This window comes from Ruegeria sp. HKCCA5763 (assembly GCF_013034545.1).
GTDB lineage: Bacteria > Pseudomonadota > Alphaproteobacteria > Rhodobacterales > Rhodobacteraceae > Ruegeria.
The window spans coordinates 327,262-339,162 of record NZ_WQGF01000004.1; the positions used below are offsets into that span (position 1 = coordinate 327,262).

The 11,901-nt window shown below is 54.3% G+C and carries 9 protein-coding genes; 5 read left to right on the forward strand and 4 right to left on the reverse strand.

Features of this window, described 5'->3' with window-relative positions; translation table 11 throughout:
* Positions 1-11 precede the first annotated feature (11 nt).
* Together GOV89_RS09935 and GOV89_RS09940 are read left to right on the forward strand one after the other, a co-directional pair.
* The gene (locus GOV89_RS09935) at positions 12-995 is read left to right on the forward strand and encodes an HlyD family secretion protein (RefSeq protein ID WP_171238062.1); all 984 of its coding nucleotides are present in this window, start codon (positions 12-14) and stop codon (positions 993-995) included.
* Complete coding sequence (locus tag GOV89_RS09940) at positions 992-2,515, forward strand: DHA2 family efflux MFS transporter permease subunit (RefSeq protein WP_171238063.1); 1,524 nt, start codon at positions 992-994, stop codon at positions 2,513-2,515. The genes GOV89_RS09935 and GOV89_RS09940 overlap by 4 nt, the downstream gene beginning before the upstream one ends.
* 92 nt (positions 2,516-2,607) lie before the next feature.
* Here the strand turns inward: GOV89_RS09940 and GOV89_RS09945 are convergent, their stop codons facing one another.
* From GOV89_RS09945 to GOV89_RS09960, 4 genes are read right to left on the reverse strand one after another with little or no spacing between them, the layout of a single operon-like run.
* Positions 2,608-3,264 (reverse strand): ABC-type transport auxiliary lipoprotein family protein, encoded by a 657-nt coding sequence (locus GOV89_RS09945; protein WP_171238064.1) that lies wholly within the window; start codon positions 3,262-3,264, stop codon positions 2,608-2,610.
* The gene (locus GOV89_RS09950) at positions 3,261-4,577 is read right to left on the reverse strand and encodes an MlaD family protein (RefSeq protein ID WP_171238065.1); all 1,317 of its coding nucleotides are present in this window, start codon (positions 4,575-4,577) and stop codon (positions 3,261-3,263) included. Before GOV89_RS09950 ends, GOV89_RS09945 begins: the two co-directional genes overlap by 4 nt.
* A gap of 5 nt (positions 4,578-4,582) precedes the next feature.
* Positions 4,583-5,398, reverse strand: a complete 816-nt coding sequence (locus tag GOV89_RS09955; RefSeq protein WP_171238066.1) for an ABC transporter ATP-binding protein — start codon at positions 5,396-5,398, stop codon at positions 4,583-4,585.
* 1 nt (position 5,399) lies between these two features.
* A complete protein-coding gene (locus GOV89_RS09960) occupies positions 5,400-6,512 on the reverse strand; it encodes an MlaE family lipid ABC transporter permease subunit (protein ID WP_245224429.1) in 1,113 nt (370 codons plus the stop codon).
* 233 nt (positions 6,513-6,745) lie between these two features.
* On the opposite strand from GOV89_RS09960, the gene GOV89_RS09965 reads away from it, so the two are divergent.
* From GOV89_RS09965 to GOV89_RS09975, 3 genes are all read left to right on the forward strand, one after another.
* Positions 6,746-8,278, forward strand: a complete 1,533-nt coding sequence (locus GOV89_RS09965; protein WP_171238068.1) for an alkaline phosphatase family protein — start codon at positions 6,746-6,748, stop codon at positions 8,276-8,278.
* A gap of 221 nt (positions 8,279-8,499) precedes the next feature.
* Positions 8,500-10,185, forward strand: a complete 1,686-nt coding sequence (aspT, locus tag GOV89_RS09970) for an aspartate-alanine antiporter (protein ID WP_171235874.1) — start codon at positions 8,500-8,502, stop codon at positions 10,183-10,185.
* An 18-nt stretch (positions 10,186-10,203) separates the two neighbouring features.
* Entirely contained in the window at positions 10,204-11,826 is a 1,623-nt protein-coding gene (locus GOV89_RS09975) for a bifunctional aspartate transaminase/aspartate 4-decarboxylase (RefSeq protein WP_171238069.1), read from the forward strand.
* Positions 11,827-11,901 lie beyond the last annotated feature (75 nt).

The window sequence follows — 11,901 nt, forward strand, 5'->3', positions numbered from 1 at the left end:
AGGTAAACGGCATGAGACCTCTCAAAACCATAGCCATTGCTGTTATGTTGGCAGTAATCGGTGTGGGTTTGCTGTTGTTTTGGCGGCACGAGGAACGGTACCCATCCACCCAGGATGCTTATATCGGCGCCAACATCATTTATGTGGCAGCCCAGGTGACCGGGCAAGTGGCGGAAGTCCAGATTTCCGATAACCAATCGGTTAAGAATGGCGATCTCCTGTTCACTATTGACGACACTCAGTTCAAAGCCTCCGTCGACGCGGCCAAAGCTGATCTGGACAGTGCCATTCAACAGGCCAAGTCGTACTCGACACAAATTACGGCCGCTGAAGCGTCCGTTCAAAGCGCCCAATCTGCTTATGACACTGCAAATAAGAGCCTAGAGCGCGCGAAAGCCCTGTTTGCTGCAGGTGATGTCGCGCAGGCCTCATTGGACCAGACGACATCAGAATTCGCGCAGGCCTCGGCACGGCTGACGACCAGCCAATCCAGCTTGTTGGCGCTGCAAAGCGGGTTGGAAGCAAAACAGGACGACATCTTGTCATCTCAGGCGCAGCTTGAGATCGCCGAAACAAACCTGGCTTGGACCAAGGTCTATGCGGTCGCAGATGGCTGGATCGCCAATCTGACGTTGCGCCCCGGATCTTCGGTCTCTGCCAACGCGCCTCAATTCTCGATTGTTGAGTCCTCGGATTGGTGGGTAGACGCCAATTTCAAGGAAACGTCGTTGCCTCGTATCCGGCCCGGGCAGCCTGTAACAGTTCAGGTCGACATGCTGCCGGGGGTGAAGCTTACCGGCAAGGTGGCCTCAATCGGACGCGGTTCAGGGGACACATTCTCGTTGCTGCCGTCCGAGAATGCCAGTGGAAACTGGGTCAAGGTCACACGGCGTTTTCCGGTTCGGATCGCACTTGACCCAACCGATGCCCCCTTGCGGGTCGGCGGCAGCAGCAAAGTTGTCGTGGACACAACGGGCCCGGCGGACGGAAAATGACTTCGGCGGCGTCCGGCCCTGTAAACCGGGTGATCGTGGTTGCTGTTGTTCTCAGCGCCATATTGGAAGTGCTGGACAGCACGATTGTCAACGTTGCCTTGCCGCATATTCAGGCCGCGTTTGGGGCGACAACCGACCAAGCGACATGGATTCTGACCAGCTATATCGTATCGGCGGTGGTCATAATGCCACTGACCGGCTTTGTGGCCCGCCGTGTTGGGCGGCGACGGTTGATCCTGACAGCAGTGACTGGCTTTGCAGTTATGTCGATGATGTGTGGCCTGTCCTGGAGCCTCGAAGTCATTGTTGCCTTTCGGCTGGCCCAAGGCATGTTTGGAGCTTTCCTGATCCCATTATCGCAATCGATCCTGTTCGACGCCTTCCCCAGAGAAGAGCGTGGGAAGGCGATGGCGGTTTTCGGCTTGGGGGTCGTAGTGGCACCCGTTCTTGGGCCGACGGTTGGTGCGATCCTGACCGAGTATTTCTCGTGGCGGATGGTGTTTTTCGTCAACTTGCCTGTGGCCACCCTTGCCCTTCTGTTGCTGGCCGGGGAATTGCCCGAAGACAAGACCGAGGATGTACAGATCGACTGGAAGGGTCTGGCCTTGTTGGCACTTGGCATCGGGTGTCTGCAATTTGTCCTGGATCAGGGCGAAACCATGGATTGGATGTCGTCTCGCGTCATTCAAGTGGCTGTGGTCGCGTCGGTACTGGGCGCGATCGGATTTATTGTTCACGCATTGACCGCGCGTAACGCGGTCGTGGATCTGCGTTTGTTTGCGGACCGCAATTTTGCCCTGTGCAATCTGATCATCGCCGGATTTGCGGTCTCATTGTTTGGTGGTATTGCAGTCCTGCCAACGCTCGTACAAAACCTTCTGGATTTCCCCGTTATCGCTTCAGGCCACCTTTTTATTCCGCGCGGTTTGACAGCAGGATTGTCGATGGTTCTGACCGGCGCCGTACTGGTTCATCGTTTCGATCCACGCTTATTGGCGGGCGCCGGATTGTTGCTGACTGCGATTGGGAACTTCATGATGGGTGCCATCAACCTCAATGCCGGGTTTTGGGAGCTGGCGTGGCCCGGAGCCATCAGTGGGTTAGGGATGGGTTTGGTCTTTGTGCCTATGTCTATTCTCGCGTTCGAAAGCATCAGCCAAAACCGGCAAGACGAAGCCTCTGGCCTGTTCAACGTCACTCGCCAGTTGGGCTCATCGGTTGGCATCTCTCTGGTCGGCACATGGATCGTACGTGGACTTCAGACCAACACAGCTGTCCTAAGCCAGAATGTGACGCCCTATAACCCTGCGGCGCAAGCTTACCTGAACCCGCTTGGCTTGACACCTGACAGTCCACAGGGCGCTGCGATCCTGGGTCAGGAAATCGCGAAGCAGGCAGAACTGATCTCTTACCTGACCGTTTTCAACAATCTTGGCCTGCTGGCCCTGGCGACAATTCCGCTATTGTTTTTCTGTCGTGCGCCAAAGCCGGGAACCCAAACGGCTGTCCACGTGCATTGATCCACGGAAGCTTCAATAAATACCTTTTCCCCGACTGTACCAGATCGGGAACAAGGTTTCCCCACGATTTCAAGTGAAGTGACAGTCACAGATCAGTTAGGGATTGACCTCGGGTTATTCACCACATGTGTGTTGATCCTGCGAATGCTCCATTCGACCGCATCTCGCATCGCGCGGCCCAAGGCCTTGTCAAAGGCTTCGATCAGATCAGGTGTTTGTTCACTGGCGGCCACGACATTTTCCTGGAACGAGCTGGATGCAATAATCTTGTCTTCGTACTCGTCAATGACCTTAATATTCATACGCACTTCAATGCGGACCGATTTACTGGTCTCTGTTTCTTGGACCACAATGCCCTGAAATTCGCGCAGGTCAGGTGCAATCACATAGTCTGCGCGCAGGCCAACGGTAGATCGACCAACCGCCGCAACTTTTCCCGAATTCTCGTAGCTTTCCACCAACAGCGTTTGAACGATCAAAGGAGCACGATCTACCCAACGCGCGCGCGGAAGGTACTGCACCTGCAAGGGCGTCGGCTGAATAGCGATCTGATCTGTGTTCACTGCCGCAGTTGCTGTTGGTTCCTCGACAACGATCTGCTTTTGAATTCGGGGCAGTGCGGACGAAAAGGTGCTTTTGGGCGTCAATAAATAAAGGTCGTTGGGCTTGGCCGCCTGTTGCAACGTACCCAGGCCAGCGCAGCCGCCGATCAGGGCAAATGCCAGCAATGCGAAAACAGGCTTGATCATTGGCGGAACTCCGATGCTTGAGTGCCCAACAGGAATCGTGCGGGATCCCGTTCAATCTTATCCACCAGTCGGTCGAGACTGATAACAAGTCGTTGGGATTCTTCGATGAAGCGGATAAATTGCGGAAGGCCGACGCGCAGGAAATCCGAAACTTGGCGACGATTGTTCTGAACGATGCCGTCGATAGTGCCCATCAGTTCAGACGCAGAATTCGATGCGCTTAGAACGTCGTCCGAGATTTGATCGATCTTTTCGGTCACGTTCGAGACCGTCTCGGTCACTTGATTAGCCGCTTTGCGGATGTCAGCAGCCACAGGCGCGACTTCTTCTTCCATCACCCGATTGGCTGAGTTGAACGCCGTCTCTGCCGAAGACAGCGCCCCCTTCGCCGTGTCCATCGCCGACGTAATCGACCCCAATGTCGTGTTGGCGTTCAGAACGGTTTCGTTGACAATTTCCAAGGTGACGCTGCCTTCGTCCGACAACAACGTCAAACGTTCAGCCAGTTGCGCGCCGCGTTCAATGAAAGGTCGAATGTCCTCTTGCAGGATCTGGTCCGCCGTTTGGATCGTTGTTTTTGCTTCGTCCAACGCGGCCTTGGCGGATTCTGATGCGGTTTTGACCGAGTCCAGCGTATCCGTTCCTGTCTCAAGCGTTGTCTGAGCTGTTTCGATCAATGGATCCAGACGCTTAGAGAATTCGCCAATGTCCTTGGCGGCATTACCAATATCGCTGGCGACAGACTCAAAGCTTGTCAAAGTGTTGTCCAACCGTCCTGTAGCCGACGCAAGATTGTCTAGTATACCGCTCACGGCTTCCCTGTTCTTGTCGTCAACGACCTTGTTGAGGCTTTCCAAAAGTGTGACGGCCTCATCCAACACTTTCGGTGCGCCTTCAAACAGTGACTGGATTGTGCTGCGTTTGCTTTTGATCACGCTGTTTTGTGCCAGTCGTTGTGCGCTCGCCGACCCACCGGTCAACTCGACATAGCCAACCCCGGTCACACCTAGGGACTGCAACTGGGCAATCGTTTCCTCGGTGATTGGAATATCTGCATCCACTTCGATGCGAACTCTGACTTTCGAGGGGTCGTCTTCATCCAAATTCAACGAAATAACCTGGCCAACAGGAAGGCCGTTGAAGCTCACACCTCCCGCAGCGGAAAGCCCTGAGACATTGTCGAACAAGACGTCGTAATAAGCGTATTGGCGTGTGACCTCAAATTTCGCAAGCCAAAGGAAAAAACCAAACGCGCCCAGAAGCCCTGCAAGGGTAAACGCGCCGATCAGGATATAATTCGCTCGGGTTTCCATTGCCTCTACCTGTCCTGGCCCTTTTGTTGTGCTGCGCGGGCGCGGGGGCCTGTGAAGTATTCCTGCACCCAAGGATGATCGACCTTGGCCATGTCTTCGATCGGACCTTCGACCAGTACGCGCTGTTCTGCAAGCACAGCAATCCGGTCGCAGATGGCATAAAGGCTATCCAGATCATGGGTGACCATGAACACTGTCAACCCAAGAGCCTGCTGCAATTCGCCAATCAACTCATCATAAGCCGCCGCCCCAATAGGGTCCAATCCGGCGGTTGGTTCATCCAGAAACACGATTTCGGGGTCCAAGGCCAATGCCCGGGCCAGCGCCGCGCGCTTGCGCATACCGCCGGAAAGCTCGGACGGAAACTTGCCGCAGCTCAGCTGAGGCAACCCAACCAGGCTGATCTTCAGCGAGCCCAGCGACTCCATCAGCTTTTCGCTCAGACCCGTGTGCTCGCGCAGCGGGGCCATTACGTTTTGCAGGACGGTCAATGACGAAAACAGAGCGCCGTCCTGGAAGGCCACACCCCAATGGCGTTCGATGCTGCGCCGATCTTCCTCGGGGCCGTTCAAGACATCAACACCCAGAACTTCGATTCTGCCCGCCGCCGGCGTGTTCAGCCCTACAATTGTTCTGAGCAATACCGATTTACCAGTGCCGGACCCGCCGACAATTCCCAGAACTTCGCCGCGCCAGACATCGAGGTCCAGATTATCATGCACCACCTGCGATCCGAACTGGTTTCTGAGGCCGCGCACACGGATCACAGCGTCACGTTGTGACGCCGTTGAACTCGTTGCCTCTTGTATTCTGCTGTTCATGTCAGATTCCGACCTCTGAGAAGAAAATCGAAAACAGGGCGTCAATTACTATGACCATGAAGATGGATTGCACAACCGATGCGGTTGTCCGCTGACCCACGCTTTGTGCAGATCCTCTGACCTGCATGGCCTGCCAACAGGAGATTACTCCAATAACCAACGCAAAAAAGGGCGCTTTGATCAGACCAACGGCTAGTTGCCAGACATCCGTATTCTCCTTCAATCGCGTCAGAAACATGCCGGGGCTTACGCCCAGATCAATCCAGCTCATCAAGGCGCCACCGAATAAACCCGCTATGTCCGCGATAAACCCCAGAATGGGCAACATGATCAAAAGGGCGAGGACACGGGGAATTACCAGCACTTCAATCGGGTCCAGCCCCAAGGTTCGCATGGCATCAATCTCTTCCTGCACTTTCATCGAACCGATCGAGGCTGTGAACGCCGAGCCTGAGCGACCCGCAACAATGATCGCTGTCAACAAAATCCCAAGCTCTCGTAAGACCGAGATTGAGATCAACTCCACTACAAATATCTCTGCGCCAAACTGCTTGAGCTGCGTCGCGCCTTGAAAAGCCAAAACAACACCGATCAGAAACCCCATCAGAGCCACGATGGGAAGGGCTTTGACACCGGTTTCCTCCATATGCGTGACGAGGGCCGCCTTGCGCAGCCGCCATGGCATGACCATGGTGCGGAACAGCCGGTGTAGCGTAAGTCCCAAAAATTCAAGGATTGAAAGCGTGTCCTTCCAAGCCCCGAAGGTGCCGCGACCCACATCTGCCACCCAATCCATGAAACTGCGGGGATCTTCGAGCTTGCCGGGTTTGCCCGGGATCGAGCGGGTTACGGTATCAATAAGCGTCGCATGTGCAGGCTTTGCCCCCAGAATTTCCACTGCCCCACCGTTCGAGGTGAAACGCTTACCAAGGTCCGCGATCAACCATGCACCTCCGGTGTCGAGGGCCTCGATCTGGGACAAATCAAAAACGACCTTGTCAGCCGAGGGTTGTATAGCTGCAAAATCATGCTCCACTGATGCCAAAGATTGCGTGAGCAATTCACCCGAAATACGGACATGAGTGCCTTCGGTGTCGCGCTCGGATGAGATCATTGCCTTCGTCATAAAGCCATGTGAAGTAAAACGCTCTGAGCCTTCAAGTCTTTGTTCTGAAAGATCGGGTTTTTGCGGTGCAGGATGGCCCTCGCGTCACGCCTTGTTTGGTGCGGCCAGGTTTTCGGGCTCGGGTATACAAGAAAGTGTTGGCTACTTATTTAATCAGTTGCTTGAGCCCAGAATGCGAGACACAGTCCGCGTGGGAGTCGAGGTTGAAGCGGAGTGTTCAGATGTCTCAGGCCAAAAACGTCTTGTTCATCATCATTGATCAACTTCGGGCTGATTGCCTGAGCGGCGCTTTGGCAGATTATGTGGATCTTCCGAATTTGCGGGCATTCATGCAAGAGGCTGTGACCTTTACGCGGCATTACTCGGTCACCAACCCCTGCGGGCCTTCGCGGGCTTCGCTTTTGACCGGGCAATATGCGATGAACCACCGTTCGGTGCGAAATGGAACGCCACTGCGTCACGATACCCCCAATATCGCCACGGAAATGCGCAAAGCGGGATACATGCCGTTGCTGTTCGGCTATACAGATACATCTGCCGATCCGCGTGTCCATGACGCCAATGATCCGGTTCTCAAATCATATGAGCAGTCCATGACCGGGTTTCTTGAGGTGGTCGAAATGCGCCTTGAAGAGTCATATCCCTGGCAAGCACATCTGATGAAAAAGGGATATAAGTTCGATCAGCACTGGGATGTTTACAAACCCACCTCGAAAGACGGTCAGTCCCCCAAATTGAATGACCCGGCGCTCTATCGGGCCGAAGACAGTGACACTGCGTTTCTGACGGATGCTTTTCTTGAAGGCATCGCGCCTCATTGTGGCGAGGGTTGGTTTGCTCATTTGACCTATATCCGCCCGCATCCGCCTCTGGTCGCACCCGCGCCGTACAACGACATGTACAATCCGGCAGAAATCCCTCTGCCACAACGGTTGCACAGCACGGAAGCTGAGAAGAACCTGCACCCGTTCTTTGGGCCCACGCAGGATTCCTATACAGCCAAAGACTTTGTGCACGGCTTTGATGAAGTCGAGCCGACGGACGAGAACATTCGCACTCTGCGCGCTGTCTACCTTGGTCTGGCAACAGAAGTAGATCACCACATCGGTCGTGTGGTGAAATACCTCAAGGACAGCGGGCAATATGACGACACGATTCTTGTGATCACAGCTGATCATGGCGAAATGCTGGGGGATCGCCACAGCTGGGGTAAGATGACCGTCTATGACGCAGCCTATCATACCCCTTTGATGATCCGTTTGCCCGGGAACAATGATCAGGCGGGTGCACGAGTGAGTGTTCCAACTGAATCGGTCGATGTCGCGCCAACGATCCTGGACTGGATTGGGCAACCGGCTCCGAACACGATGGATGGTCGATCCTTGATGCCGCTGTTGCGCGGTGAAGTTCCAGAGGACTGGCGCAGCTATTCGTTCAGCGAGCTGGATTTCTCGGAACCTGAAAACTCGACTCTGTGGCAACAGCAACTTGAAACGGGCAACAGCGACTCGTGCCTGGGAATTCTGCGAGACGACCGATTTACTCTGATCGAGTTTGCCGCGGACCTGCCGCCGATCCTGTTTGACCATCAGAGCAAAGGCGAATTTGAGAATGTGGCGGACAAGCCTGAACTGGCGCCGGACTTGGCCCGATTAAGCCGTCAGATGCTGCGGCACCGGATGAAGAACATGGACCATACACTTTCGCTGCATTCGATTACATCTGAAGGTGCAAAATCCCGTTCTCGATACTGATCGCCCTGTGTGTGGCTTAGAACTTTCCCTGAAAAATTGTAGACAAATTTATATCTTACGATATCGTCCTTGTGAAATACGCATCGTTTTACGCTCTGACGGCCAGCGGTAATTGTGCTGCGGTTTTTCGGTTCTGAATTATTTGTGCAGATCGGCTTGTCAGCGATTTCAAAGTTCCAAACACACCTTTATGCACACAAGGGGTTCCGGGGAGGACAGGAATGGGCGATTGGTTTGTGAATGTGCTGCGCAGCTATCCCGAACTGGCGGTTTTTCTGTCGATCGGGATAGGGTTCTGGATCGGTCCCAAGAAATTTTTTGGTTTCAGCCTCGGGACCGTTACAGCAACTTTGCTTGCGGCTGTGATCATCGGGCAAACGCATATTCAAATCGACTCGGCGGTCAAATCGACCTTTTTCATCATGTTCATCTTCGCAGTTGGATACGGTGTCGGCCCGCAGTTTATCCGCGGTCTCAAGGCAGACGGCGCACGAGAGGTGTTGTTCGCACTCAGTGTTTTGGCTTTGTGCCTGATTGTGCCAGTCTTATCTGCCAAAGTCGCAGGGCTGGAACTGGGCTTCGCGGCTGGCTTGTATGCAGGATCACAGACCATTTCTGCCGCAATTGGTGTGGCGACCGACCAGATCAGTCAACTGGGTCTGTCGTCAGAACAGGCGCAGACCTATGCCAATCAGATACCGATTGCCTACGCAGTCACATATATTTACGGCACGATTGGGTCGGCCATCATTCTGGCCAAACTCGGGCCACGTCTGATCGGTGTGAATCTGGTTGTCGCTTGCAAAGAATATGAGGCCAAGCTTGGTGGTAGCGCTTCTGTTGAGACTGGCGAAGGTATCGTTTCGGCCTATCGCATGATCGAAGCTCGGGCGTTCGAAATCCCCGATGACAGCGATTTGCTGGGCCAGCCGGTGAAGGATTTGATGCCTGGTGTGCGTATTTATGCCGAACGGATCAAGCGCGGTGACGCTGTGATCGAGGTTGAAGACAGCACGGTACTTCAGGCGGGCGACCTCGTCATGTTCTCTGGGCGACGCGCGGATTTGGTTGGCCTTTTGGAAGGGCACCTGAAAGAGGCTGATGCCCCTGAATTGCTGAACACGCCGACCGAGAAGCTGGATGTGCTGATCACCAGCAAAGAGGTTCACGGGAAAACTCTGGAAGAACTAAGCAAGCTTTCGCTGGCGCGCGGTGTCTATGTTTCGAAACTAATGCGAAACATGGTCGAACTGCCACTTTTGCCGGGAACTGTTGTGCATCGCGGCGATATCTTGACGGTTCTTGGATCAAAGCGTCATGTAGAGGCCGCCATTGCCCGGGTTGGGTATGCCGACCGCCCGGTCGAGACAACAGACTTGGCTTTTGTCGGCTGGGGAATATTCATTGGTGGTCTGGTCGGAACACTGGCAATTACCATGGGTGGTTTCCCAATTAGCCTATCCACAACAGGCGGGGCCCTTTTGGCCGGCTTATTACTGGGCTGGTTGCGAACTGTGCATCCGACATTCGGGCGTATTCCCGGCCCGTCTTTGTGGTTGATGAACACCCTTGGCCTAAACGTTTTCATAGCTGTGATTGGCATAAGCGCCGGTCCCGGTTTTGTGGCGGGCCTGCAACAGGCCGGCGTTGCGCTGCTGCTTTGGGGAATAGTCGCCACCTCTCTGCCGATGATCTTCTCGGTTTACGTTGGCCACTATGTGTTCAAGTTTCACCCGGCCATTCTGTTTGGCGCCTGCGCTGGCGCGAGAACAACAACCGCTGCGCTTGGGATGATCCAGGAGGCCGCGCAAAGTCGAATACCCGCGCTGGGGTATGGGATGCCCTATGCGATTGGGAACACTTTGTTGACGATCTTTGGCATGGTTGTTGTTTTGATCCTTAGTTGATTTGGAAAGGTATGTGTTATGGACCGTCTGAAACTGCACGATTACGAAGCGCTCAGCCCTTTTCAGATCAAAGATGAGCTGATCAAACTAGCCTCGGATGAGGCCAGAAAATCCAACAGCGCGTTTCTGAATGCGGGACGAGGAAATCCCAACTGGATCGCAACCCGTCCGCGTGAAGCGTTCTTTGCACTCGGTCAGTTTGCCGTCACCGAAGCCAAACGCGTCATGGATCATCCGGCGGGTCTGGGTGGCATGCCAGCCGTCAAGGGATGCCATGACAGGCTTCTGAAATGGGCTGAGGTCAATGCGGACATGCCCGGCACGGACACTTTGCTTACCGTTGTCAAACACGCCATTTTTGCGTTTGATTTCAATGCAGATGCGTTTGTTCACGAACTGACGGACTCGATTATTGGCGACAATTACCCGGTGCCGGACCGTATTCTGCATCACAATCAGATCATAGCGCACGAATACTTGATGTGGGCCATGTGTTCTGGTCGACAGCCGGATGCGCGATTTGATCTGTTTGCAGTCGAGGGCGGCACGGCGGCGATGTGTTACATCTTCAAGTCGCTCAAAGCCAACCGATTACTGAACCCAGGTGATACGATTGCGTTGTGTACTCCGATCTTCACGCCGTATCTCGAGATGCCTGAACTTGAGGATTACAGCCTCGAATCCGTGCATGTGGAAACGGACGAAGAAGACGCGTTCCAGCTGACCGATGCAGCGGTCGAGACGTTGAAAGACCCCAAAGTAAAAGCCTTCTTTCTGGTCAATCCGGGCAATCCTTCGTCAGTTGCGCTGAACAAGGCATCTTTGGAGAAGCTGGCAGATGTGGTCGAGAACCATCGCCCCGATCTCATCGTTCTGACAGATGATGTCTATGGAACCTTCGTGCATGATTTCACATCGGTCATGGGGTACATGCCGCGCAACACGATCGGCGTGTATTCGTATTCGAAGTATTTCGGCTGCACCGGCTGGCGTTTGGGTGTCATCGCAGTGGCGCAGGACAATATCTTTGACCTCAAACTGGCTGAGCACAGTGAAGAGATCAAACAGGCGCTGGACAAGCGCTATGGCACGCTCAGCCTGACACCGCGTGAGATCAGGTTCATAGACCGTCTGGTTGCAGACAGCCGGGATGTTGCCCTGAACCACACCGCTGGTCTTTCCTTGCCGCAACAGGTCATGATGACCCTGTTTTCGCTTGTTGAACTTGTAGACACCAAGAAAGACTATCAAACCGCTTGCATGGAGCTTGTGCATCGACGGTTCAAGCTGTTGACCGAAGCGATGGGGATCCAGGTTGACGGGGGCGAAAACTACGATGCCTATTACGGGATTATCGATTTCGAGTATTGGTTGCGAAAATATGTCGGTGAGGATGTTGTTGCGTGGATCAAGAAGAACGTGCACCCGCTGGACATTGCGTTCAAACTGGCCGAAGATCACGGGATTGTTCTATTGAACGGCAGCGGCTTCGATGCGCCGGGTTGGTCTGCGCGCGTGTCTTTTGCCAACCTGCCGGACGAAGCCTATGCCCAGATCGGCCGCGCCGTACGGTCCGTAGCCAGAGGTTATGTCGAAGCTTATCGTGCCGCCAATAAAATGCCGCTGCATGGCGGGTCATAAATTAGCATTGCCGCAAGAATGAAACCCACTATTCGTACCTGTAATCAGGTGCTACGCAGGTGCTGTGGAAAAGGC

What these genes read in the sequence shown, in the direction of transcription:
- GOV89_RS09940 (WP_171238063.1), top strand. Translation starts at nt 992, where the DNA reads ATGACTTCGGCGGCGTCCGGCCCTGTAAACCGGGTGATCGTGGTTGCT.
- GOV89_RS09975 (WP_171238069.1), top strand. Translation starts at nt 10,204, where the DNA reads ATGGACCGTCTGAAACTGCACGATTACGAAGCGCTCAGCCCTTTTCAG.
- GOV89_RS09945 (WP_171238064.1), bottom strand. Translation starts at nt 3,264, where the DNA reads ATGATCAAGCCTGTTTTCGCATTGCTGGCATTTGCCCTGATCGGCGGC.
- aspT (WP_171235874.1), top strand. Translation starts at nt 8,500, where the DNA reads ATGGGCGATTGGTTTGTGAATGTGCTGCGCAGCTATCCCGAACTGGCG.
- GOV89_RS09955 (WP_171238066.1), bottom strand. Translation starts at nt 5,398, where the DNA reads ATGAACAGCAGAATACAAGAGGCAACGAGTTCAACGGCGTCACAACGT.
- GOV89_RS09960 (WP_245224429.1), bottom strand. Translation starts at nt 6,512, where the DNA reads ATGATCTCATCCGAGCGCGACACCGAAGGCACTCATGTCCGTATTTCG.
- GOV89_RS09950 (WP_171238065.1), bottom strand. Translation starts at nt 4,577, where the DNA reads ATGGAAACCCGAGCGAATTATATCCTGATCGGCGCGTTTACCCTTGCA.
- GOV89_RS09965 (WP_171238068.1), top strand. Translation starts at nt 6,746, where the DNA reads ATGTCTCAGGCCAAAAACGTCTTGTTCATCATCATTGATCAACTTCGG.
- GOV89_RS09935 (WP_171238062.1), top strand. Translation starts at nt 12, where the DNA reads ATGAGACCTCTCAAAACCATAGCCATTGCTGTTATGTTGGCAGTAATC.